Consider the following 23,739-nt stretch of genomic DNA (forward strand, 5'->3'; position numbering starts at 1 on the left):
TCTTGATGAAGAACATGTCAATTCTTCAGCAAAACCTACCAAAGCTGCGCTATTTTGTGGGCCAGGCCTAAAAGTCGATGCTAACATGCTGCAGAATCATAATCACCCGCATATGAACTGCCTCCCATTTCTTGGACATAAGAAATGGGAGGCAGTTCATGAATAGCCGCTTTTTTGCTAACGCTTATCTACAAACTGATGCATGCCGAAGAAGCCGGTTTTACAGAAGTGCTTCTTCCCACGCAGGCTCCTTGAATCCAAGCAAGATAGTATTGCCTGCAACCACCAAGGGGCGTTTAACCAGCATGCCTGTAGTGGCAAGCAACTTATAGGCGTCACTATCGCTCATACCCGCATCAAGCTGCTCCTTGATGTTGTTATCGCGATACACCATGCCTGAAGTATTGAAGAATTTCCTGATAGAGAGACCGCTCAGTTTGTGCCACTCAGCAAGCTCTTCTGCAGTTGGGTTCTCCTCTTTAATATCGCGCAGTGTATAAGAAACGCCGTGCTCATCAAGCCACTTGAGAGCTCTCTTACAGGTAGTGCAGCGAGAATAGCAAAGAACCAAAATGTTTTTATCTGCCATGGCTGTGCCTTTTGGATCAATTATCGATTACATAAACGCAAACTTTTTTGAGTTACAAGCAATCCTAAAATCAATATTCCTAGAGAAATGCCATAAAGCATACCGATAAAGAGGTCATTAACGTTTGATGCTGCGCTCAGGACGATTGCTAAAATCAAAAACATCATTCCAAGAGAAATGTACTTGCTTTTTAGTAGGTTCATCTGTTTACCTCCTATTTTCCTGATTGTAACAAGATAGTTTAACACTCCACTTTGATACTAACCATGCACATTTATGCAGGTGCCTGACCTGTTTCAAGAATTTGCTGGAGCGCAGCCTCATCAAGTACAGGAACACCCAAGCTCTCAGCCTTAGTAAGCTTAGACCCCGCGGCTTCTCCTGCTACTACAAAGCTAGTCTTTTTAGATACAGAGCCGGAAACCTTTGCTCCCATAGCTTTGAGCTGAGCACCAGCCTCATCACGTGTGAAGTGTTCAAGAGTGCCCGTTAAAACAAACGTAAGCCCAGCAAGTGTCTGAGGAAGCTCGTTTTCTGCCTTCTCTTCTTCAAGCACTACACCTGCCTGACGAAGACGCTCAATAACGGCAACATTTTCTGGTATCGAGAAGAACTCGTGTACAGATTCTGCAATCTTGGGGCCAATACCTGGGATTTCAGCGATCTTCTCGACAGGTGCTGTAGCAAGCGCCTGAATAGAGCCAAACTCCTGAGCAAGCAGCTCTGCGACGTTAGCACCAACGTGCCTCATGCCAATACCAAAGAGTACGCGTCCAAGACCACGCGTCTTTGATTCCTCAACCTTTGCCATAACCTTCTTGGCAATAGTGTGACCCACAGGAATACTATCGCCAGAAAGGTGATCTGCAGTATCGGTATCGTAGACACGACCTGTAGGCATATTTGCCAGCATCTCTTCCGTGAGTTTGTCGTAGAAATCAGCTACGTCAGAGAGGACGCCTTCTTCAACCATACGATTAATAAGCTCGTCACCAAGGCCGTCAATGTCCATAGCCTTACGGCTACCCCAGTGAATCAGGCGTTCAACTGCCTGAGCAGGACAATCAATAGAGACGCAGCGGAAAGCCACTTCTCCTTCTTCCTGAATAACAGGGCTGCCACAACTTGGACAGGTAGTTGGCATCTGGAACTCAACAGCATCTGCAGGTCGAAGACTCAAAACTGGTCCTACAACCTCTGGAATAACATCTCCTGCCTTGTGGACAATGATGGTGTCACCCTCGCGCACGTTTTTACGACGAATCTCGTCAAGGTTGTGGAGAGTTGCGCGCGCAATGGTAGAGCCTGCGACAGTGACGGGGTCAAACTCAGCAACAGGTGTGAGTACGCCCGTACGACCAACCTGAATACGAATTTCCCGCAAAACGGTCTGCTTTTCCTCTGGTGGAAACTTAAATGCAATAGCCCAACGAGGAGCGCGAGAAGTAAAACCTAGAGCTTCCTGACTGGCAAACGAATCAACCTTTACCACCACGCCATCAATGTCGTAGTTAAGGTCTCCTCGCTGCTCAAGAGCTTGCGCACAGAAATCGTGAACTTCCTGAGCACTCAGGCAACGGCGAGCATGAGGATTAACATTAAAGCCACAGCTACGAAGCCAGTTTAAGAACTCCCACTGACTGTGAACGTCAAGAGGACCCTCATCGGCTACCGCATAGATAAAGGTCTCAAGGTCTCGATGAGCGGTAATCTTTGGATCCTTCTGACGTAAAGATCCAGCAGCTGCATTTCTAGGGTTAGCAAAAGGCTGTTTACCTGCAGCATCTGCATCTTCATTCAAACGAATAAAGGAATGCTTGGGCATATAGACCTCACCGCGCACCTCAATGCTCTGATTAAGGCCTCTATTCTCAACCTGCTCTAGACCAGCAAGCGCAAGCTCTCGTGGGACGTCAGAGATAGTCAAAACGTTTGCTGTAACGTTTTCTCCTGTGCTTCCGTCACCTCGTGTAGCAGCACGTACAAACTGTCCGTCACGATACGTGAGCGCAACACCTAAGCCGTCAATCTTAAGCTCACAGGTATATGCCACAGGGTTTGTAGGTGATGCACCAAGAGCCTCATCAGTTCTGGAAAGCCATGCATCCAGCTCTTCTAAGTTCATGGCATCGTCCATGGAATACATGCGAGCGGCATGCTGGACAGGCTCAAACTGCTCAGAAACGTAACCACCTACGCGCTGGGTATAGCTATCCTCAGTTACAAGCTCTGGATATGCTGCCTCAAGCTGCTGAAGCTCAATAAGAAGGCGGTCAAACTCAGAGTCAGTAAGCTCTGGATTATCAAGGGCATAGTAGGCGTATGCCGCATGGTTCAAGATTCTATTGAGCTCTGCCGCACGAGCAATATCTTTTGGCGAAAGTGCTGCCATTACTACTCCAAACATAAAAACGTAGGTGCAAGAAATCTTGCACCTACCAGGTATTTATTTGCGTCCTCTTAAGGTTCTACCAAGGGCCTTAAGGGCTTCTCGCCTTGCGCTGCCATATGGTGCAATGGGGTCAATAATCTTGCGCAGAGGGCTTGCATCAGAAAGCGCACGCTCGTGGAACTCTGTGACATCGGCGTCATTTCTAGCGCCTGGCACCATGTCCTGAATAATAACCTCGTAGAACGGAGTGTTGCGCGCGTACTTCCAGAAATAGGACGCCATGTCGCAGCTAGCGTTCTGCCAAGGCTTAATAGCACCAGCAAAGTGAACAATCTTTGGGGCACGACGTGCTGCCTGATAGTCATCAAAGACGCTATTTGGTGCCATTGGATAGAGTTTCTCGGCACGTCCAAAAATGTTGTGTGTCACGTTCCAGTCAGCAGGGAGATAGACAACGCGACCCTGGCACTCACTGTTCAGAATATCTTGATCGTTGTAGATAAAGATTGGATTGGATGCAATGCGCAACCATTCTGGAACAGTGTGATAGCGGCGCAGTTCAGCGGTATTAAAGACCATAACTCCCGCCTGGAAGTACGCATAAGGATTCTTAAGGTTAAGGACATCAAGGCTGTACTTCATGCGGTCTCCACCGCGAACGTTAAGGTTTGCCAGATAATCAATATCAAGCGTTGCCGCAATAAGATTGTTGCCCATTCTTACATCATACAGTTCAGCAACATTACCGTTGACCACAAGGTCAGAGTCAAGATAGACAACCTTGTCGTAAGCAGAAAGAATATCTTGAGCCAAGAAACGGAAGTATGTCTCAACACTAATGTGAGCGTTATTAGTATCTAGCTTGTAGTCTTTGACCATACGCCACACGTTATAGAACGTAATACGAGCATTCTTATAACGCGAGAAGTACTTCTTAACCAGCTCCTGCTTTGATCCGCCAATATTGGTGTTGAGAACGACCACATCGTAGAAACGGTTAGGATCGGCGTTTTCAAGCATTGAACCCATAGCGCAGGTAAGAATTGGAACATAGTTGTTGTCTGCTGCAAAAACAACAGGAACAACGTTCTGACTTGCAATCTCAGGCTTCTCTTCAAAGAGAGGAATAAACTTCTGACGAGGCTCTGGATTAGTAAAGTGAATGCACTGAAGCTCTTTTACCTTCCAGTTTTTGCCCTCTGTACGCAGCATATGCATACGCCAGATATTAAAGAGACGCTCAGTCAGATGACCTGGGGTTCTTAGGGCCTCTTTGCTATAGGTGGACATATCAGTACGGGCAGTCCACTCGTCTACAAGGGGGAACACCCATGCTGCATAGCGATCAAAGAGCTCTTTACGCATGATATACATGTTGCAGAAGCACTGCTGATGACCGTTGAGAAAAGCGTTTACGTCCTCTGCATACTCTGGATGACGCTCAACGATAAGCGCAGCCATGGTATCCATATCCTTTGGATGGAGTAGCGGAGCGGAATGGTACTGCTCAAGAGGTGTATTAGCGCTTCCAGGGAATTTGCTAATATCCTTTACCCCAGTGGTAATGAGGTCATAGCCCTCAATGCACTGAGCAATGGTCTGATCATCAAGACCATATTTCTTGATGGCATCCTCATCAATGAAGTCATCCATAACCTCACCAAACGGATTTTCTGGATAAACCGTATCGGTAAAGTTGAAGTAGCGACGATAATGACCAAAGCCAACATAGCGCGCATTGGTGATGTTCTTCCATGCCCAATACTGTGTAGTCATCTCACAGTACATGGGGTTTTTCTCGGTAATGGTATCGCCCTCATCGTCATGGAGCATATACGTAAAACGATTGGTCTTCTGGCCTGGTCCTACCTGGATAGGCTGAAGGTAATTACTTGCGGGAACATCAACATCTTTATGAGAAGTAATCAGAATGCGAATAGGCTGCTGCTCAAACATCTTTACCATGTGCTTTCTCTCTAGATACTCCATGTGCTCATCGGCAATCTGTTTCATGCGAACTGCCCTATCAAACGACAGTCCCTCATCCTGATTCATCAGATCCGCATACTTCTTTGCATACTTTCTAAAGCGATATGCATCGCTGTCTTCTGGAAGCTCAGTACCAGTGGCAATGGCCTCGTATGCCTCATCTCTTACAAAGCGATAGAGCTCTCGAGCAGCTACCGATGGTCCAAAGAGAATGGCAAACGGCTCAAGAGCTGCCTCTTGATCTTCAGGAGCAAGACGGAATCTCCACTCAGCACTCAGAAGCTCCAACAGTCTATGCTTCATTCCCTTAAAGGAGTTGAGATGCGCAATATTATCTGATTTGCCAATATAGAGTTCTACCTGATCAATGTTGTCCAAGAACTGATAGCAGAACTCTCCAAATTTATCTAAAGAAATACGAGAAGCACCAGTTACTCCGATGCCATAGTGGTACAAAAAGCCTCTGCAAGACTCAAAGCCATCAGCGGTCTGAGCCTTATCTGCCAGGATAAATACCTCATAAGCGTCTTCTGCTCTTACCAGGCGCTCCGAAGTCATCTCTGCAAAGGCGGAGCGGAAAAGTTCTCCACGATACAAGCGCTGCGTAGCTCGCCAATCAAGCTTCTGTCCATAGCCCTCATCATAAATAATGCGAAGGATATCGTCACCCTGAGTAAAGTCTGATTGTTGGTTAATGTAGCTCTCAAAAGACTTCGCATCAGTTGGGTCAACGCCATTTTCTGGAATAACAGTAATGCCAAGGTGGAGAATATCAACAGGATTCTTCTCAATATGAGCAACTACCTGCTCAAGAAAATCAGGAGTAACCTCATCATCACCGTCTAGGCAAAAGACCCACTCGCCTTTTGTATGAGCTGCAGCAGTTTTACGTGCCAGATGGAGGCCTTGATTGGTTGGATGAGTGACAACCTTGAACCTTGAGTCATCACCTACTGCTGTAACAATTTTCTCTGGAGTGGAATCTGTTGAGGCGTCATCAACAATAATTGCTTCAAAATCACCAAATGTCTGATTCTTTACACTTTGAATACAACGCCCAATGTATGATTCGATGTTGTATGCAGGAATTACAAAAGAAACCTTAGGCATACCAACTCCTTATAAATAAGCAATCTCAACTATCTTCTATCTTATCTAAAATATGCCTCTCTTGGGCGGGCAAAAGATGTCTACTCGACGCTCTTCAAGCTCTCAACCATATCAATATTTTTGAGCTTAGGTCGCATGGCAACATATACCAACAGCGAGAAGACAAGCGTGAGTCCAAAGGCAAACCAATAGCTTGGTGCATGGATAGCTCGACCAAACATAACAAGGTCAATCTCAGCAGTTTGAACTACAAATCCCTCAAGGTATGTTCCTAGAACAAGTCCAAAAAACGCTCCAAAGATGGCCAACAAAGCAATCTCTCTAAAGACATAGGCATCAACTTCATGACGCGTAAATCCAAGTACTTTGAGGCTTGCAATTTCTCTAATGCGCTCTTCAATATTGATATTGGTGAGGTTATACAAGACGATAAATGCCAGCAGAGCTGCAGCCACAATAAGAATAGCTACAACACGATTAACTACGGCAAGTGATTCTCTATAGGTGCGGATAGCTTCATTGACGTCATCAACAGTTGCAACTCCTGTCTGGTTAATAAGCTTTTCTCCAAATGCCTCTCTCGTTGCTTGATCTTCGGGAAGCGTTGCATACCAGCCGTCCGCTGCTTGATCTTGAATACCTAGAGAATGCCATGCTGAAGGTCCCAGATACAGATACGACCCAACGTAATTCTCGGCAACTCCTGTAACAGTAAGCGTACTTGGCTCGCCAGAAACGTTTCCGATTCTGTCTTGAGCATAGACCTGAACGGTATCTCCCACGCCTACCCCAAGTCGTTTTGCAAGCTTTTCTGTAATTACAACCGAATCTTCCCCAAGCTCTATTGCTTGACCAGAAAGACGATTGCGCAGGGTAGCTAAGCCCGTGAGGTCTTGAAGAGAATTGCTGGTCATAATAGTTGTTCTTGTCAGTGAGCCCGCTTTTTGTGTAGAAGACTCAAGAAGAACGTTTTCTCTGGTTATGCGGCGGATATTTGTAGCACCCACCTGATTAAGCTCTGCATTAATCTGATCTGCTTCTTCCTCAGAAACATCAGAAGTCATTCCCACTATGTAGTCATAATGCGAGATAGTTGGCCATTGGTTATCAATGATGTCGCTAATGGAATCTCTAAGACCAAAAGCCACCAATAAAAGCGCAGTACATCCGGCAATTCCTACGAGCGTCATAATCAAGCGCCGCTTATAGCGGACAAGGTTTCTGATTGTAACTTTCCACGAAAAAGACAATCTGGACCATAGAGGTTCAACGCGCTCAAGCAAAATCTTTGAGCCCGCTTTTGGAGCTTTTGGAAGCATGAGGCTAGATGGCTCTTCTTTCAATGAGGATAAAACAGCAGCCATGGTTGAAAGAAGCGTGATGCCTATACCGGAAAGTCCAGAGAGTAGCGCACTATCAAGCTGAATAGAATAAGGAGCTCCCCCATTTGGGATGGTATAAATTGACCCGTATGCAGAGATAATAACGCCTGGCAACACTTGACTTAAACATGCTATGCCAATAACGGCACCCAAAAGTGAGGCGAGCAAGGCATATAACAGGTACTTTGCCGCAATCTGAGCGGTTGAATAACCAAGCGCCTTATGAACACCAATAAGCGTACGTTCTTCAGAAACCATACGCGTCATACTGGTAAGTGAAACCAGAGCTGCAACCAAGAAGAACATCAGCGGGAATACATTAGCAATATCATTGATACGCTCAGAGTCTGCTTGATAAGCTGCAACACCAATCTCTTTTGTGCGATCAAGTACATACACATCAGGCTCTTTAAGCTCGTCAATCTTCTTCTGAGCTTCATCAAGCTCTTTCTGACCGTCAGCAAGTTGTTTCTCGACCTCAGTGCGTTGCTCCTCAAGACTCTGTCTTCCCTCGTTAGTCTGAGCTTCTGCACTTTGGAGGGCTGTTTGTCCTGCGCTCAGGCGACTAAGCGACGCAGCAAGTTTTTCTTGAGCCGCAGCTAACTGATCTGCAGTAGCACTTCTCGCCTCACTCAAATCCTGACGCGCCTGAGCCACTTGTGACTCTGCCTCATGTAGTTGAGTTGTGCGCTGATCAAGTTCTTCCCTCGCAGCCGCAAGAGCCTGCTGCTGGGTAGCTAATTCTGTCTCTGCAGCCGTAATCTGCGCTTGTGTGGCGAGAAGGGCGTCTACTTGCGTAGTTGCCAGGCCTAAAGCGCTGAGCTGCTGCTGCGCTTCTTCAAGTGTTGATGCTGTTATGCCTTGCTCGGCAAGCCCCGCAAGATACGCATCTCTACCCGCTTCAAACGCACTCTTTTGCTGCGTAAACGTTGCTTGTCCTGCATTATAGGCAGCAAGACCAGCCTGATACTGGGCCTCTCCTGCACTAAGCTCAGCTGTACCCTGGGCTATCTGAGCCTCTGAGGCAGTAATCTGAGCTTCTGCTTGTGCAAATTGCCGTTCAGCACTGTAGCGAGAAGCTGTAAGCTGCTGACGTCCCGCATCATATTGACGCTGACCATCAGCCAGTTTTTGCTGTTGAGCGGAAATCTGCGCTTCTGCGTCATCAAGCTTCTTTTGAGCATCCCCTAGTTTATCTGCGGCTTCCTGTCTTGATTGCTCCAGCTTTTGACGAGCCTCATCAACCTGAGTTTGAGCGTCATCTTTGAGCTCTTGCAAACGAAGAGCAGCAAGCGACGGATTCATCTGTGTAATGCGTTCTGCAACGCTATCAACAGCGCTCTGATACGCCGATGAGCCGCTCTTATACCTGGTAGCACCCTGAACTGTCACATACACTTCGGTATAAGGGTCATCATCTGCAAAAGCATCTTCAGTGACATACACAAATTGCTGCACAATGCCATTGCCTAACGATGTAGTACCAAAATTGCTGACATACGGATACGTTGGCGCATTTACAAAACCAACAACCGTGTACGAGCCGCCCTTTAAATGAACGCCGTTTGAAGTATCTGGTAGCTCAATCTGTTGACCAAGACTGATATCAGCACGTTTCTTGGGATCTGCGCTCATCACGCACTCGTAAGGTCCTTGAGGAAGTCTTCCTTCAACCACTATTGGCTGGTTAAGCTCACCGGGTCTAAAAGAACTCACACGAGCAGTAGATTGCGACGACGTCAGTGTAGCCATAATGTCTACCGTACGAGAAGGCATAACCGCTTCAACACCCTCAACTGACGCCAGGGCGGAAACGTCCTTCTCGCTTAATCCAAGCGTTGAGATGACGCGAAGGTCATAGAGGTGCTGGTTTTCGTAAAACGTATGAGCCGCTTCTTGCATGTCAGGGCTTGCCATTTTGAGTCCCGCAAAGAAGCCGCAGCCTAAAGCAACAATTCCTGCAATTGCAAGAAATCTGGCGAGAGACCCTTTGATGGTCCGAGTAATCTCGGTAAAAAGAGCGTGTGGCATGACTACCACTCGACAGTAAGCGCGTCAGCTGGGTGCTTATTAATTTCTACCGATTGAGCCTGGCCTTCTTTAACGTGGATAACCCTATCGGCAATTTGAGTGAATGCAAAATTGTGTGTGACAATAGCCACGGTCTTATGCTGCTCCTTGCACATATCCTGCAAGAGCTTAAGAATTTGCTTTCCTGTTTTATAATCCAGCGCACCTGTTGGCTCATCGCAGAGCAAAAGGCGTGGGTTTTTTGCCAAAGCGCGCGCAATAGAGACGCGCTGCTGCTCTCCACCAGACAGTTGAGCTGGGAAGTTATCCATACGATGCTCAAGACCAACAGCGCGTAGCGCATCTTCTGGCTGCATGGGGTCAAGGCAAATCTGAGATGCAAGCTCAACGTTCTCTTTTGCGGTGAGATTAGGAACTAGATTGTAAAACTGGAAAACAAAGCCAATATCATGACGGCGGTAAAGCGTTCTTTCTTTTTCTGAAAGATCGCCAATTTCTTTTCCATCTAAATAAATAGACCCGGAGGTACAGGTATCCATACCTCCGAGCATATTTAAGACAGTTGTTTTGCCGGCTCCTGATGGGCCAACAATTACGCAAAGCTCTCCCTCTTCTATGGAGAAGTTCATGTCATGGACAGCGTTTACCTTAACGGAGCCCATGGTATACGTCTTTGTTACCTCTTTGAATTCAACAAAAGACATACGTTTCTCCTATGAGAAAAGATAATTCTCCTGAACAAGAGGAGGTATGCGTGAGGAGCTACTCCTGTGGAGCCTCTGGAGCTGCAGGAGCCTCAGGTGCGACAGTTGTGACAGTTGCTTCTGAAGCAGGTGCTGCTGTTACCTCTGTAGTTACAGGAACTACAGGAGCAACCTCTGCGCCCTCAGTAGCAAGAGACATTGGAGCAACAACAACCTCTTCCTCCTCAAGATCAGCCTGACGCTGGTCAAACTCTTTCTTAGCACGAACCCAAATGAGAAGTGCAAGAAGAGCGGTAAAGAGCAGGAAGGTAACAATCATGACGTTAAGAATAAGGGTGGTGAAGTTCACTGCCTGGCTGATAGAAATCATCACAGAAAGCTCTGTAAGTGCGGAAGTTAAACCAACTACAGAGAGAATGGAGAGACCCCACCTAAGACGAGGACGGAAACCCCTCAGAAGACCTGAAACCGCAGCAAAAAGGTAGCACAGGAAAATAATGTAGGTAATACGTGCAAGCATCAGAGAGATAGGGCTTGTCTGACGAGTTGCAAAGTTAAATACCGTGTGGAAATAGCTGAGATACTGAACTGGTGCAACAAAATCAATGACAATAAAAATGAGAGCCACAATTGCTGGAATGGCAATCTTTGCTTTGGGGTTCATGAAACCTCCTCGATTTCTTTATACGACCTGTCTATTTTATCGTATAAACCTATGACCAGTGTGGTAAGTCATGAAAGTCTTTTATATGGTCTTGAGCTTCTTGTTCTCTTTCTGCCAAGGCTTCTCGTAAACCTTTCAGAGCATCAAAAGGCATAAATATTTTTGCCCTGTTTGCTCGCGACATGCGAGGGTGTCCGTAGTGCATCTGCGCTGCAAACGCATCCTCTTTTGCACTAGCTTCTGCTGGCGAGAAACCCTGTTTAGGCCTCATTGGTTTCTTCTCCACTACGATGTCCTCCAATCTGAGCGTTTCTCTGTCGTGCAGTTGCTTCGGGGAGCAAGTCCATAGCTTTGAGCAAAGAATTCTTACCAAACTTTTTCTTTATGGCATTGATAGTATCTTGACGCTGGCGTTCTCTTTCTAAAACAGTGTTGTCCTGGAAAAGAGAAGTCTGAATACCTGAGCCCGTTTCTTCTTGAGTGTTTCCGAAGGTAAGACCCACGCGGTGCACACTTTCTGAAGGTATTACGCGCTCGTCAAAGAAAGACAAAACCTCTGCCATAAGCTCATCTCTAGAGTTAGTAGGATAAGAGAGCTTCCTAGTGCCACTGCTGGAGGGAATATGTCTTCTCCAGCTCCTATAATCCCCCGTCTGCCTCAGCTCTTCCATCTGGCTCTCTGTTGCCGAGTAGCCAATATAGATACCAATAGAAGAGCAAACCAGCTTTTGCGTTACAAGCTCTAACGTCAACGCCTCAACCATCTCTTTAAAGATAAGACGCGCGCCCTCTGTATCTCTGTTGTAATCAAAGACCTGTGCCGTTGAGACAGAATGACTTTGAGATTTATAGGCCTTAATATCTGCAATGGTTGTTGGCTCAATACCCCACGCATGATCAATAAGAATTTCTGCATCAACACCAAATTCTTTATACAAAGGCTCTGTGGGAGCCGTAGCAAGCTGGCCCATGGTGTGAATATTCATTGCCGCAAGACGCTTTTGAATACCTGCGCCGATATGCCAAAAATCAGTTAAGGGCTTATGGTTCCAAAGTTTAAGTTTGTACGACTCTTCATCAAGCTCACCAAAGAAATTTGGGCTGTGCTTTGCCGTAATATCAAGCGCAATTTTTGCCAGATACAAATTTGGGCCCAAACCACAAGTAGCAGGGATACCAGTAGTTTTTGCTACGTCTGCACGGATCTTCTCGCCTAGCTCTCTTGCTGTGCATCCGTAAAGCGATAAGTACGGTGTTACATCGATAAATGCCTCGTCAATGGAGTAAACGTGGATGTCTTCTGGGGCAATGTATTTGAGGTACACCGAATAAACGTCTGCAGAGCGCTCCACATACAAAGCCATGCGAGGAGGTGCTACCTCGTAAGTAAGGTTTTTGGGAATCTCAAAAACGCGACAACGCCCAGGAACACCCAACGCACGAAGCGCCGGTGAAACCGCCAAACAAATTGTCTTTTCTGTCCTGGTAAGATCTGCCACAACAAGCTTGGCCTTCATGGGATCAAGACCTCGCTCAACACATTCAACCGATGCGTAGAAACTCTTTAAATCAATGACCAGGTACTGTTTTTGAGAAGGTGTCATGGCTTAGATAAGCACAATACCTTGAGAAACTTTTTCTGCCACATCATTGCCTACAAGATAACGGACAATCTCTAGGCCAAACTTAAGAGCGGTTCCTGCACCTTGGCTGGTAATGAAAGAGCCATCAACACAAACCGCATCTTGCGAAAGATTGGCGCCATTCTCTGAGAGAAAATGCTGGAAACCTGGATTAGACGTAGCCTTCTTACCCGTAAGTAATCCACGCTTTGCATAAATTGAAGGAGCTGCACAAATTGCAGCAAGCGCACGACCATCTGCGGCAAACGCATCAACTGCCTGCATAAGTGGCTCACAAGCCTCAAGATTAGTGGTTCCGGGAAGACCACCAGGAAGCACCAACATGCTGTAATCATCAAACGAGACCTGACTGAGCAGCTTGTCTGTTAAAAAAGTAACCTGGTGAGAAGAAGTCACGCTCAAAGAATCAGATATAGACACTTTGTCACAGGGAACACCTGCACGATACAGGACGTCAACAACGCTCAGTCCCTCAATCTCTTCACAACCATCAGCAAAAAAGACAGCAACGCGCTTGTCAGTACATGGTGTAAACATCTGACTCCCTTCTCGACTAAAACTAGTACAAGTGTACGCCTTTTTACACAAAAAAGGACACTCAAGTTTGTGCTTGAGTGTCCAAAATTTTACCCAGTTAAACTGTTACAGAAAGTACCCTTCAAGCCCCCTATAGCCTGGCGAGAAACCCTACTCCTCGCTAATGCCCTCGTTAATAGCCTGAGCAATAACTTCCTGATCATTAGAACCACGGAGCAAAGACTTAAACTCATCTCTCATCAGAAGAACAGCGGTCTTAGAAAGAAGCTTGATGTGAGTGGTGCCAGCCTCTCCATCTGGAACAAGCAGTGCAATAGCAACATCAACGGGTTTCTCGTCAAAAGAAGGCCACTCAAGAGGGGCGTTGTTCTTGAAGACAAAGACAGCTGCATCCTTGATGGCAGCATCTTTTGCGTGAGGAACTGCAAAGCCGTCAGTCATGCCGGTCTCGCCCATTTCCTCTCGAGCTAGGAAAGCATTGTAAACAGCGTCTGCATTATCAGTTACGCCAGCCTCCTGAGCCTTATTGGCAATAAAACGCAGGACATCATTACGGCTCGCTGCGTTCTGATTAACAAAAACGTTGTCTGCTTTAACAAAACCGCTCATGAATCTTCCTTCCGTATGTTTGAGCTTTGTGGCTCAGTAACTTCGTATGTAGTAATAATACCCGCAATGAAACAAAATTTACCTTGAGAAACTTTACTTTAGAGCCATCCTCAAAATCTGTTGAACATCTGCTGTTTTAAGCTGCATAAAGTTACCTGCATGATCTCCGCCGCGAGCGTCAATAGTGCCCTCAGCCATCTGAAGAATATCCTCTTCAGAAGGGGCAACTCCAAGCTCTGCAAGGGAGGTTGGCATACCAATTGCATGACACCACTGGTTCCAAGCTTCAATTCCTGCAAGGCCTGTAGCTGTTGCGTTGTGGAAGTTGTTTTGAACTCCAAAAACATTGACGGCAAACTGTGCAAAGCGCTCTGGATCTTGACTCATAACGTATTTTGCCCAACTTGCCCAAATAGCCGTGAGGCCAGCACCGTGAGCTACGTCGTACTTTGCACTGAGCTCATGTTCAATTGCGTGAGAAGCAAAATCACTCACGCGACCGGTTCCGGTAAGTCCGCAGTGAGAAAGCGACGAGGCCCAGAGCAAATCTGCTCGTGCAGCGTAGTTCTCTGGTTCTTTGACAGCAACCAGAACAGCTTCTTTTACGGTACGCAAGAGTCCCTCGGCAAGCTCGTCGGTGAGTGCCACGTCCTTCTCGAGCGTAAAGTAGCGCTCCATGGTGTGCATCATGATATCTGCGCCTGTTGACGCCGTCTGATAAGCGCTTACAGAATAGGTGAGCTCTGGATTCATGATGGCAAAGCAAGGACGGCCACTCTGATGGTGATAAGAACGTTTAAGCACGTGACCATCAGCCAGCGTAATGTTCATGACAGAAGAATCTGAGGTCTCAGAGCCAGTTCCTGCGATAGTAGAAATGACACCAATAGGAGCTGCCTTAGAAACACTAACCTTATGCAAATAGAGGTCTTCAAGAGAAACATCATTGGCTAAGCCGTATGCAATAGCCTTAGCAGAATCCATGACAGATCCGCCACCGATAGCCAAAATAAAGTCAACACCCTCGCGTTTACCCAGCTCTACAGCTTCTTCTGCAAGCTCTAAACGAGGGTTAGGAACAACTCCACCACAATCAACATAAGCAATTCCAGCATCGCTTAAAAGCTGATGAATCTGGTCAAGCAAGCCGCTCTTTACCACATGATTGCCACCAAAATGCACCAGCACCTTGCTGCCTCCATGAGCAAAGACAAGCTCTGCCGCACGAAGCTGAGTATCTTTTCCAAAAACAACCTGAGTAGGTACAACGTACTCAAAATTAACCATGACCAAAGACCTTTCTTACCTACTCGAGCAACATCTTAAGCGCGAGGCTCTTCTCCCCACCAGAACGTTGCAACAGTTCCAGGACCAGTATGAACGCCAATTGTTGCACCAATAGTAAAGATGTTGATATCGCCTATCTGAGGAAGTTTTTCTTTAATAAGCTCTTTAACAGCCTGAGCATCAGAAGCGCACTCGGAGTTAGAGATAAACACCTTACGCGCATAAGCGTTTCCCCGCTCAGCAGTCTGAGTCATAATCTCAACAACGCGAGCAGTTGCCTTCTTTTTGCCACGTGCCTTCTCTTTAACAGCCAAAGAGCCGTCGGCCTCGACATCCATAACAGGACAAATGTTAAGCATGCCGCCAAGCAGGCCAGCTGTCTTAGAAATGCGACCGCCGCGAACAAAGAAGGTCAAATCTGTAGAGAAGAACCAGCCATACACACGATGACGTGCTTCTTTAGCCCATGCAACTGCCTCGTCAAAAGACAGGCCTTCATCGCGTTTATCGGCAAGACCATCTACCAAGAGACCATAACCAGAAGATGCCTGCAGAGAGTCAACAACCTCAATCTTTCTGTCAGGGAACTCCTGCTCAATCTCTACCTTTGCCTGGCAAGCAGACTCGTATGTTCCAGAAACGCCCGAACTCAACGAAACATGAAGAACATCTTTGCCCTCTTCCAGGAAAGGACGCCAGAAGGCCATGTACTCACCAATTGATACCTGTGAAGTGCGGCACTCAGCACCTGCAAGCATCTTTTTAAAGAGATCAGCTGGTGCATTAGTGCGACCAAAGTCATCCTTGCACTGAACACCATCAAGTTCGTAGTTGAAATATACGTATTTCACATCTCGTGACTGAAGGTACTTCTCACTTACATCGGCCGTAGAACAACAGGTCAAAACGTAGTTGGACATACAAGTCTCCTTGAAATATCTTCTTGCATAAAACAATCGCACACACTTATTTTTCTTGCAGATGTGAGTATACTTCTAATCTCATTTTTATGCTGCTTGTGGGGCGTTCCAAGTGCAAAATCACGTATACTTGCACGCGTTTGATTTTCTCAGAACACTACCTATACCTTAACTTTTATCTTCGACGGGAATGGATAGCGCGTGGCATTATCAGATCTTTCTACTAGAAACTCTTCCAGACTCACACTAGATACTTCTTCTACGCTTGTATGGAAGTTTGCTCTTCTTGTCTGCGCACTTATCTGGGGCGGATCTTTTGTCGTTATCAAAGATGCAATTAGTTACATCTCGGCAGCTTGGCTTATGACCTTACGTTTTGTCTTTGCTGTAGGTATTGTTGCCATCATCTTTAGAAAAAACCTTAAAGAACACTTGGATGCCACACATATCAAATACGGCGTGCTTTTAGGCGTTCTTAACGGTTTAGGATATCTTTTCCAAAATGGAGCTCTTGCTTATACCACTGCAGGTAAAGCCGCTTTTATTGCATCAATTTATTGCGCGATGATTCCGTTTGTAAACTGGCTTATCGCAAAGAAAAAACCTCATGGAACCAGTATTTTTGCAGCCTTTTTATGCGTAGCTGGCATTGGTCTTATCTCACTGGGCACTGATTTTTCGTTCTCGTTTGGCTTGGGCGAGCAGATGACATTGCTTTCAGCTATTATTTTTGCCTTTGATTTTGTGCTTATTGCCGAGCTTGCTCACAAATACGACATCATCACACTTACGGTGGTGCAGCTTGGTGTGAGCGCCCTTCCCTGCCTTGCCTACGCGCTTTGCTTTGAAACGGTTCCCAATTTTGCGGTATTGCCCACAAATGCCTGGGTTGCTCTCGCCTACATCACTCTTATTGCAACCGCGCTAACCGGTGTTTTGCAGAACCGCGCACAGAAGTCAGTTGCTCCTGTTCAGGCCTCACTAATTATTTCTCTGGACAGTATTTTTGCAGCAGTTTTTGGCGTTATCTTCCTTGCTGAAATTATTACCCCTACGATTTTCCTGGGCTTTATTGTTATCTTTGTGGCAATCTTTATCAGTGAGCTTGGCGAGAAACCCGCAGAGCCCCAAACTTTTTCAGAAAACTAAAGCTCTCTATACAATACGACCCTAAACAAAAAGCCCCTGACGCGGGCTTTTTTATTGCACTTAGGAACTCTTACATCTCACGAGAGCTCATCATAGGTCCATCGGACCAAAGTGTAATCTCTCCTGAAGCTAGTGTTTTAGGGACATCAATAAGACGCTGGTTAGAAGAACCTCTAAAACGCAAGGTAATATCGTAAAGGCTCTGAACCCATGGGCCGTCTACCAGAACATCAATGCAAGACAGGATGCGATCGGTATACTCTGTGTGCCATTTTCCCTCGGTCAACTGATCCCAGGTGTGACCTGAATACATCCAGATGCTCTTTTGTGGATAGGTAGCCCTGACCTTCTCGACAAACTCAACAAGACCTTCTTGGTTTTCTGGCTCAAAAGGCTCCCCACCCAAAATGGAAAGACCGTTGATATAGACAGGTGCAAGAGAGTCAATAATCTCTTGCTCAACTTCTGGAGTAAACTCTCCGCCGCTCTTGAAGTCCCACGCCTCATAATTAAAGCAGCCTTCACAGTGCAGACGGCAACCTGAAACAAACAGAGTTGTTCTTACGCCAACACCATTTGCAATATCTGAAAACTTAATATTTGAATAGTTCATACATAACCTTTGATGGGCAACTTCCGCGTATTGTGGATGTTACCTGATTGAGATAATAAAAACGAGCAGAAGGGCTTGAGTGCTCTTCTGCTCGCTTGTCTGGTACTTAAAACTTAGAGGTGAAGGACGCGGTCCTTGATCTCCTGGGTACGGCCCTGGTTCCAGAACTGAGTACCAATGTAGCCACAGGTACGACGAGCAACGTTCATCTTAGTCTGGTCACGGTTGCCGCAATGTGGGCACTCCCAAACCAGCTTGCCGTCCTCCTCGACAATCTGAATCTCACCGTCATAACCGCACTCCTGGCAGAAGTCAGACTTGGTGTTGAGCTCTGCATACATGATGTGGTCATAGATGAACTGCATGACGCTGAGAACAGCCTCGATGTTGTCCTGCATGTTAGGAACCTCAACGTAAGAGATTGCTCCACCTGGGGAAAGACGCTGGAACTCAGACTCAAACTGGAGCTTCTGGAATGCGTCAATCTCTTCTGCAACGTGGACGTGGTAGCTGTTGGTGATGTAGCCCTTATCGGTGATGCCTGGGATAACACCAAAGCGGCGCTGAAGTGCCTTAGCAAACTTGTAGGTAGTGGACTCAAGAGGAGTTCCGTAGAGGGAGTAATCGATATCCTCTGCTTCCTTCCACTCGGTGCACTTATCGTTCATGTGCTGCATAACCTGGAGTGCAAATGGAGTTGCCTCTTTGTCAGTGTGGCTGTGACCAGTCATAGCCTTAACGCACTCGTACAGGCCTGCATAACCAAGGGAAATAGTGGAGTATCCGCCGTAAAGCAAAGGATCGATAACCTCGCCCTTGTCCAGGCGAGCAAGTGCGCCGTACTGCCAAAGGATAGGAGCAGCATCGGACAGGGTGCCCTTCAGGCGATCGTGACGAGCGCGAAGTGCACGGTGGCAAAGCTCAAGACGCTCATCAAAGATCTTCCAGAACTTGTCCATATCGCGACCAGCAGAAAGAGCAACGTCAGGAAGGTTGATAGTTACAACACCCTGGTTGAAGCGGCCGTAATACTTAGGCTTGTTTGGCTCATAGTTCTTTGCGCGAGCAACGTTGTTGAAGCCATTACCAGAACGGTCTGGAGTCAGGAAGGAACGGCAGCCCATGCAAGTGAAGGTATCGCCCTCGCCTTCCTTCTCGCCCTTAGAAAGCTTGTACTCCTTCATCTTCTTCTCAGAGATGTAGTCAGGGACAAGGCGGCGAGCGGTGCACTTTGCAGCCATCTGAGTGAGGTAGTAGTACTTGGAATCCTCGTAAACGTTGTCCTCTTCAAGAACGTAGATGAGCTTAGGGAATGCAGGAGTAATCCAGACACCCTCCTCGTTCTTTACGCCCTGGTAACGCTGACGGAGCATCTCCTCAATGATGAGTGCAAGATCCTGCTTCTCCTGCTCATTCTTTGCCTCGTTGAGGTACATGAAGACAGTAATGAAAGGAGCCTGGCCGTTGGTGGTCATCAAAGTGACAACCTGGTACTGAATGGTTTGAACACCACGAGAAACCTCATCACGAAGGCGCTTCTCAACCATCTCGTTGAGCTGCTCAGCAGAGAGCTCAACACCGACGGAGTTCATCTCCTCCATAACAGTCTTGCGAATCTTCTTACGAGAAACATCAACAAAAGGAGCAAGGTGAGCCAGAGAGATGGACTGACCACCGTACTGGCAGGATGCTACCTGAGCAATGATCTGAGTTGCAATGTTGCATGCAGTGGAGAAGCTGTGTGGACGCTCAATCAGAGTACCGGAGATAACAGTGCCGTTCTGCAGCATGTCATCAAGGTTGATGAGGTCACAGTTGTGCATGTGCTGTGCAAAGTAATCGGAATCGTGGAAGTGGATAAGACCCTCGTTGTGAGCAGCAACAATATCCTCTGGAAGAAGCTCACGCTGAACGAGGTCCTTAGAAACCTCACCAGCCATGTAGTCACGCTGAACAGAAACAACGGTAGGGTTCTTGTTGGAGTTCTCCTGCTTGACTTCCTCGTTGTTGCACTCAATCAGAGACAGAATCTTGTCATCGGTGGTGTTCTTGTGACGCTTTTGGTTCTGAATGTAACGGTAAATGATGTACTTACGAGCAACCTCAAAGCGGTCAAGAGCCATGAGCTGATCCTCGACGAGGTCCTGAACCTCCTCGACGGTAACAGTGTGTCCAGCCTTCTCGCACTCATCGGTAACGTTGAGAGAAGCAAACTGAATCTCACGCTCAGTCAGGCGCTGATCCTCAGAGACCTCTGCGTTAGCCTTAGCGATTGCGTTAACAATCTTCTCAACCTCGAAGGTGACCTCTGAGCCATTGCGCTTGATAATCTTCATGTGCAAACTCCTTGAACAAACGTTGGTGAAAGCAACGCTTTCATGCGTGTTTAATTGGATTATCACTGCGGTTTCTAAGCTTTTGCCTAAGCGAAGTAGTTGGGAACCCGCTTGTGTGATGGAAACTACTATGCCACAAGTTATAGTGTTTGGGTTCGAGAACTATAACAATATATTGTGAAATTTCCACACGAATACAAAATTATGTATTGACACGTTGCGGCAGCCAATATCTCTGCAGGTAGAAAATTAGCTAGAAACTTCGCTAATTACAAAATTTATTAATGGTCATAAAATAATTCGATTTTTTGTAAGTAGGCATTCGTCGCCTTTCACAAATGCGCCACAATTCGTCCCTCAGTGCTCACTTGTGTTAAGCATTTGGGGACTAAAAAAGCCGACACAAAATGCCGGCTTTGATGGCTAGTCTAGTGGAGGCTGTGGGCGCCAGGTTGCGTCTTTATAGATAAGGCGTGCATCCTTCCAGCCCTTTATAAGGCGAGAAAGGCCAGACGAGAAGTGCGCTCTGTCTACCAAAATGAGTCGAATAATCTCTTTTGCAAAGGTCAGAGCGGTACCAACACCAAAGAGCACAGGGTTGTAATCACCGTGAACCTGGAAGTAACGGGCAATATAGCCGCGGTTACGTGTGATGTAATAGCGCGTCATATCAGAGGTTGAATTAAGCTGACGCACAGAACCAATACTCTGACCAGGAACTTCTCGACATCTTGAAAGAACAAAGTCTGGAATCAAAATAGGCTGCGTTACCTTGCTGGCCAAATAGCCATATAAGGCGTCATCCCAATAGATAAAGAAGCGCGCGTCAGGTAGGCCAATCTTCTGCACCACAGAGCGCTTAAAGCAGGCGCCCTCAAAGCACATCACATTGCACTCGCGATAAGGCACACCGTCAAAGCCAGCCTTTGCCAGCGGATTGTAGATGCCCAGGGCGGTGCTAAAGCGATACTGCCAGAAGAAAGGACCACCATCAAAGTCGTAGCGCTGACCTTGGATAACCTCAGCCTTATCTGACCATGCGTCAAGCTTATCAAGACCATCAGGCAGCACAGCTACGTCATCGTCCATAACCCAGAACCATTCGGCACCCAGCTCATAACCTACGCGCACACCCTCAGAGAAGCCGCCGGAGCCTCCAGTGTTTTGCTCCATAGGGACGTAACACACGCGATTAGTGCCACCATGAGCGTCGGGATCATCAGTGGTTTCTCCCCACGTGGTTTTGACCTTCTCCGAAAACTCCGACACAAGAGAGGCTGTCTCAGAGGAGTTTTCGTTGTCCACAACAATGATGCGCCATGGAGCCTGCGTGAGCTGCGTAATGGAATTGAGCAGGTTGGAAAGAAGTTCCTGGCGTTTAAAGGTGACTATGACAAGGGCGGTGCGCTTCATATTTCCTCAAAATGTGACTTCGTGAGTGAGTTGATGCCTATATAGTATAAAGCAGCAATCAAAAGGAGTTTAGATGAGTCACGCTCAAAACCACCAACCTTTGGTTTCTCTTGTTGTGCCCATATACAACGTTGCAGACTATCTGGAGCAATGCCTGGCAAGTATTCAATCACAGAGCTACACAAACCTGGAGATTATCTGCCTAAACGATGGCTCAACTGACTCGTCTCTAGCTCTTTTGGAAGCATACGCTGCCCGTGATGGTCGCATTGTCATCATCGACAAAGAAAATGAGGGTTACGGAGCAACGTGCAATCGTGGCATTGCCGCAGCTCACGGCTCATGGGTGGGTATTGTTGAGCCTGACGATTACCTTGAGCCAACCATGGTTCAAGAGCTTGTTGATCTTATCCAGGCAAACGGTGGAGAAAGCCAGGTAGATATTGCCCGCTCTGCCTATTGGCGCGTATTTGGCAATCAGAAAAATGGCCGTGCGGGAGTAAAGTCGCAGTTCAAAGGAACTGTCAGTGCTGCCGAGTACAGAGTTCCCTGCGCATATAAGGGCCGCGTCAAGCCTTTTCATCAACCTTGCTCTATTGATCAGATGGCACAGCTTCTGCTGCACCATCCTGCCATTTGGACGGCGCTCTATCGCAAGGAATTCTTGACCCAAAACCACATCAACTTCAAAGAAGTCCCAGGTGCAGGCTGGGTGGACAATCCCTTCCTCATTGCCTCGCATTGCTGCGGAGCTCGCATAGTGTACACAGACTCTGCGCTCTACAACTATCGCGAGAATGGCTATGCAGAAGCCGCTACCTTTGCGCAGCGTCAGCCTAAAATTCCGCTTGAGCGCTGGAACGACATGATGGATGTTGTGGATGCACGCAACATTACCTCAGACGTGGTACTCAACGCGCTCACACTGCGCGGCATCAACTATGCGCTGCTTACAAAAGACGCGCTTACCTGGCGAGAAGAACATGATGCTGCAGGTGAGGTTGACTCAGAAGTGCACGATCTTCTCGCCAAGAGCTTTGAGCGCATGGACGCAAAGCGCGTGTTTGAAAACCCAGCAATCTCAGGCTCTGGAAAAGCTTTCTTTGCACAGGTGCGAGGTATTGCTCTGCCAAAAGATAACAAGTTTGCACGCTATGCATATCTAGCCAAAGAGGGATTTTTCCGTGTCAAAAATGACGGCATAGCACAGACGTTTAAATCGCTCATGGACAGGCGTTAAGACTGGCCCTAAAGACTGGCCCTAAAGACTGGCTCTAAACACAAATCGTCAGGCTGCTCTAGAATCACACAGTTAAATTTTGATGCTGCTTATGTGTCACTGCAGCTTATACCAGTGGAATGCGCATAAAACGTGCATACCATACGGCTCTACGTACATAGGCATAACGAGCTTGTGTTGTAGTAGACAAAATAGCACCAAGCAAGGCATGAGCTACCAGTCGCGGAGAAGTTGCTTCAGTGACAATAAGGTGCGCTACAGGATTAGAAAGAATCTTGACGATAAAGTTTTCTTTTTCCTCATGGCTGAGCTGGGATTCTTCGTTGAATACAGGATACATATTCATAAGAAGTTTGCTGATCAAGTAGCGACTAATCAACTTTTGAACTTTTTTGGAGTTTGCAAAGCCAAGATGCTTGGCAAGAGCCATGAGTGCCTGACGTTCCTGAGTAAGTTCATCCATAGAAGCAGCAATAGTTATTTCTTCCTCAGAAGATTCCTTTGGTACATCAACAAAAATTGCTTCTGGGGCGTACGTAACATGTTTTGCAATCTCAAAACAGTAGCCAACAAAATTGCACTCGCCATCAGTCTCTGGCTCATGCTTAATCTCGGTCAAAATGCGTGTTGAGCACAGCTTTCCGCTCATAGACGTCAAATAAGGAAGCTGCGACTCCTCAAATACCTGCAACAATGCAGAAGCTTTTGAACCAAAAACCTTTTTGCATTCCATAGGTGAATTGGCAGTTTTCATATGCGCAATAACAATATCAGCCGCTTTAGGTGAACCAACAGGACCCAAAGCAGTAGCTGCAGAATAAAGCTCCTGCAAAAGGTGGGAGTTAAACCTATAAGAAGGCTCAGTGGTAAGCGTATAAGCTCCGCGAGCACGACCCTGAGCAATCTCAAGCGCAACAAAATGGCTAATGCCTGATTGGCACAAGACATCTAAACGAGGCTCTTGATTGGCAAGGTTATCTAACATGCGAGCAATCTGGGGATCGGAACTGTTGTCAACGATGATGAGCTCCCAATGAGGATATGTCTGCTCTTGAAGTTGCCTAATTACCGTTCTAATAGCATCAGCATCATTATCAGCAGCCATGAGAACCGAAATCATATGTGGATTGT

19 protein-coding genes are annotated in these 23,739 nt (G+C 46.9%); 2 read left to right on the top strand and 17 right to left on the bottom strand.

All coding sequences use genetic code 11. The features are described from left to right. Positions 1 to 220 precede the first annotated feature (220 nt). From HMPREF1647_RS03105 to HMPREF1647_RS03165, 13 genes are all read right to left on the bottom strand, one after another. Positions 221 to 589 carry an arsenate reductase family protein gene (locus HMPREF1647_RS03105; protein WP_035432005.1) on the bottom strand — a complete coding sequence of 123 codons (369 nt, stop codon included), beginning with the start codon at positions 587 to 589 and terminating at the stop codon, positions 221 to 223. Between the two features lie 20 nt (positions 590 to 609). Beyond that, positions 610 to 792 carry a hypothetical protein gene (locus HMPREF1647_RS03110; protein ID WP_035432007.1) on the bottom strand — a complete coding sequence of 61 codons (183 nt, stop codon included), beginning with the start codon at positions 790 to 792 and terminating at the stop codon, positions 610 to 612. A gap of 71 nt (positions 793 to 863) precedes the next feature. Next, complete coding sequence (ligA, locus tag HMPREF1647_RS03115; RefSeq protein ID WP_035432009.1) at positions 864 to 2,981, bottom strand: NAD-dependent DNA ligase LigA; 2,118 nt, start codon at positions 2,979 to 2,981, stop codon at positions 864 to 866. Between the two features lie 54 nt (positions 2,982 to 3,035). Continuing rightward, positions 3,036 to 6,080 (bottom strand): DUF4422 domain-containing protein, encoded by a 3,045-nt coding sequence (locus HMPREF1647_RS06805; RefSeq protein ID WP_052039114.1) that lies wholly within the window; start codon positions 6,078 to 6,080, stop codon positions 3,036 to 3,038. A gap of 80 nt (positions 6,081 to 6,160) precedes the next feature. Then, complete coding sequence (locus tag HMPREF1647_RS03125; RefSeq protein ID WP_035432011.1) at positions 6,161 to 9,493, bottom strand: FtsX-like permease family protein; 3,333 nt, start codon at positions 9,491 to 9,493, stop codon at positions 6,161 to 6,163. A 2-nt stretch (positions 9,494 to 9,495) separates the two neighbouring features. Beyond that, entirely contained in the window at positions 9,496 to 10,197 is a 702-nt protein-coding gene (locus HMPREF1647_RS03130) for an ABC transporter ATP-binding protein (protein WP_035432014.1), read from the bottom strand. A gap of 58 nt (positions 10,198 to 10,255) precedes the next feature. Further along, a complete protein-coding gene (locus HMPREF1647_RS03135; RefSeq protein WP_035432016.1) occupies positions 10,256 to 10,861 on the bottom strand; it encodes a hypothetical protein in 606 nt (201 codons plus the stop codon). Between the two features lie 49 nt (positions 10,862 to 10,910). After that, entirely contained in the window at positions 10,911 to 11,132 is a 222-nt protein-coding gene (locus HMPREF1647_RS03140; RefSeq protein ID WP_035432018.1) for a hypothetical protein, read from the bottom strand. After that, the gene (locus HMPREF1647_RS03145; RefSeq protein ID WP_035432020.1) at positions 11,122 to 12,465 is read right to left on the bottom strand and encodes a Y-family DNA polymerase; all 1,344 of its coding nucleotides are present in this window, start codon (positions 12,463 to 12,465) and stop codon (positions 11,122 to 11,124) included. Before HMPREF1647_RS03145 ends, HMPREF1647_RS03140 begins: the two co-directional genes overlap by 11 nt. 3 nt (positions 12,466 to 12,468) lie before the next feature. Then, on the bottom strand, positions 12,469 to 13,041 hold the full coding sequence (locus tag HMPREF1647_RS03150) for a DJ-1 family glyoxalase III (protein WP_035426908.1): 573 nt from the start codon (positions 13,039 to 13,041) through the stop codon (positions 12,469 to 12,471). A gap of 150 nt (positions 13,042 to 13,191) precedes the next feature. Next, entirely contained in the window at positions 13,192 to 13,650 is a 459-nt protein-coding gene (locus HMPREF1647_RS03155) for a PTS sugar transporter subunit IIA (protein ID WP_035426909.1), read from the bottom strand. Positions 13,651 to 13,743: 93 nt separating this feature from the next. After that, positions 13,744 to 14,937: an iron-containing alcohol dehydrogenase gene (locus HMPREF1647_RS03160; RefSeq protein ID WP_035432139.1), complete on the bottom strand. Its 1,194-nt coding sequence runs from the start codon at positions 14,935 to 14,937 to the stop codon at positions 13,744 to 13,746. A 35-nt stretch (positions 14,938 to 14,972) separates the two neighbouring features. Beyond that, on the bottom strand, positions 14,973 to 15,857 hold the full coding sequence (locus tag HMPREF1647_RS03165) for a DegV family protein (RefSeq protein ID WP_035432023.1): 885 nt from the start codon (positions 15,855 to 15,857) through the stop codon (positions 14,973 to 14,975). A 201-nt stretch (positions 15,858 to 16,058) separates the two neighbouring features. On the opposite strand from HMPREF1647_RS03165, the gene HMPREF1647_RS03170 reads away from it, so the two are divergent. Next, positions 16,059 to 17,006, top strand: coding sequence for a DMT family transporter (locus HMPREF1647_RS03170; protein WP_035432025.1), 948 nt, complete (start codon positions 16,059 to 16,061; stop codon positions 17,004 to 17,006). Between the two features lie 70 nt (positions 17,007 to 17,076). Here the strand turns inward: HMPREF1647_RS03170 and nrdG are convergent, their stop codons facing one another. From nrdG to HMPREF1647_RS03185, 3 genes are all read right to left on the bottom strand, one after another. Further along, positions 17,077 to 17,619 (bottom strand): anaerobic ribonucleoside-triphosphate reductase activating protein, encoded by a 543-nt coding sequence (gene nrdG / locus HMPREF1647_RS03175; RefSeq protein WP_035432027.1) that lies wholly within the window; start codon positions 17,617 to 17,619, stop codon positions 17,077 to 17,079. A 113-nt stretch (positions 17,620 to 17,732) separates the two neighbouring features. After that, positions 17,733 to 19,955 (bottom strand): anaerobic ribonucleoside-triphosphate reductase, encoded by a 2,223-nt coding sequence (gene nrdD, locus HMPREF1647_RS03180; protein WP_035432029.1) that lies wholly within the window; start codon positions 19,953 to 19,955, stop codon positions 17,733 to 17,735. A gap of 423 nt (positions 19,956 to 20,378) precedes the next feature. Beyond that, on the bottom strand, positions 20,379 to 21,368 hold the full coding sequence (locus tag HMPREF1647_RS03185; RefSeq protein WP_035426915.1) for a glycosyltransferase: 990 nt from the start codon (positions 21,366 to 21,368) through the stop codon (positions 20,379 to 20,381). 73 nt (positions 21,369 to 21,441) lie between these two features. Here HMPREF1647_RS03185 and HMPREF1647_RS03190 point away from each other — a divergent pair, with 73 nt between their 5' ends. Then, the gene (locus HMPREF1647_RS03190; RefSeq protein ID WP_035432032.1) at positions 21,442 to 22,608 is read left to right on the top strand and encodes a glycosyltransferase; all 1,167 of its coding nucleotides are present in this window, start codon (positions 21,442 to 21,444) and stop codon (positions 22,606 to 22,608) included. Between the two features lie 106 nt (positions 22,609 to 22,714). Here the strand turns inward: HMPREF1647_RS03190 and HMPREF1647_RS03195 are convergent, their stop codons facing one another. Next, positions 22,715 to 23,728 carry a glycosyltransferase family 2 protein gene (locus HMPREF1647_RS03195; RefSeq protein WP_187468910.1) on the bottom strand — a complete coding sequence of 338 codons (1,014 nt, stop codon included), beginning with the start codon at positions 23,726 to 23,728 and terminating at the stop codon, positions 22,715 to 22,717. Between the last annotated feature and the right edge of the window lie 11 nt (positions 23,729 to 23,739).

The sequence above is a fragment of the Lancefieldella parvula DNF00906 genome (genome assembly GCF_000758945.1).
Classification (GTDB): domain Bacteria; phylum Actinomycetota; class Coriobacteriia; order Coriobacteriales; family Atopobiaceae; genus Lancefieldella; species Lancefieldella parvula_C.

Bases quoted from the DNA above. Each gene is read 5' to 3' on its own strand.
- HMPREF1647_RS03105 (WP_035432005.1), bottom strand. From the start codon at position 589: ATGGCAGATAAAAACATTTTGGTTCTTTGCTATTCTCGCTGCACTACC.
- HMPREF1647_RS03110 (WP_035432007.1), bottom strand. From the start codon at position 792: ATGAACCTACTAAAAAGCAAGTACATTTCTCTTGGAATGATGTTTTTG.
- ligA (WP_035432009.1), bottom strand. From the start codon at position 2,981: ATGGCAGCACTTTCGCCAAAAGATATTGCTCGTGCGGCAGAGCTCAAT.
- HMPREF1647_RS06805 (WP_052039114.1), bottom strand. From the start codon at position 6,080: ATGCCTAAGGTTTCTTTTGTAATTCCTGCATACAACATCGAATCATAC.
- HMPREF1647_RS03125 (WP_035432011.1), bottom strand. From the start codon at position 9,493: ATGCCACACGCTCTTTTTACCGAGATTACTCGGACCATCAAAGGGTCT.
- HMPREF1647_RS03130 (WP_035432014.1), bottom strand. From the start codon at position 10,197: ATGTCTTTTGTTGAATTCAAAGAGGTAACAAAGACGTATACCATGGGC.
- HMPREF1647_RS03135 (WP_035432016.1), bottom strand. From the start codon at position 10,861: ATGAACCCCAAAGCAAAGATTGCCATTCCAGCAATTGTGGCTCTCATT.
- HMPREF1647_RS03140 (WP_035432018.1), bottom strand. From the start codon at position 11,132: ATGAGGCCTAAACAGGGTTTCTCGCCAGCAGAAGCTAGTGCAAAAGAG.
- HMPREF1647_RS03145 (WP_035432020.1), bottom strand. From the start codon at position 12,465: ATGACACCTTCTCAAAAACAGTACCTGGTCATTGATTTAAAGAGTTTC.
- HMPREF1647_RS03150 (WP_035426908.1), bottom strand. From the start codon at position 13,041: ATGTTTACACCATGTACTGACAAGCGCGTTGCTGTCTTTTTTGCTGAT.
- HMPREF1647_RS03155 (WP_035426909.1), bottom strand. From the start codon at position 13,650: ATGAGCGGTTTTGTTAAAGCAGACAACGTTTTTGTTAATCAGAACGCA.
- HMPREF1647_RS03160 (WP_035432139.1), bottom strand. From the start codon at position 14,937: ATGGTTAATTTTGAGTACGTTGTACCTACTCAGGTTGTTTTTGGAAAA.
- HMPREF1647_RS03165 (WP_035432023.1), bottom strand. From the start codon at position 15,857: ATGTCCAACTACGTTTTGACCTGTTGTTCTACGGCCGATGTAAGTGAG.
- nrdG (WP_035432027.1), bottom strand. From the start codon at position 17,619: ATGAACTATTCAAATATTAAGTTTTCAGATATTGCAAATGGTGTTGGC.
- nrdD (WP_035432029.1), bottom strand. From the start codon at position 19,955: ATGAAGATTATCAAGCGCAATGGCTCAGAGGTCACCTTCGAGGTTGAG.
- HMPREF1647_RS03185 (WP_035426915.1), bottom strand. From the start codon at position 21,368: ATGAAGCGCACCGCCCTTGTCATAGTCACCTTTAAACGCCAGGAACTT.
- HMPREF1647_RS03190 (WP_035432032.1), top strand. From the start codon at position 21,442: ATGAGTCACGCTCAAAACCACCAACCTTTGGTTTCTCTTGTTGTGCCC.
- HMPREF1647_RS03195 (WP_187468910.1), bottom strand. From the start codon at position 23,728: ATGATTTCGGTTCTCATGGCTGCTGATAATGATGCTGATGCTATTAGA.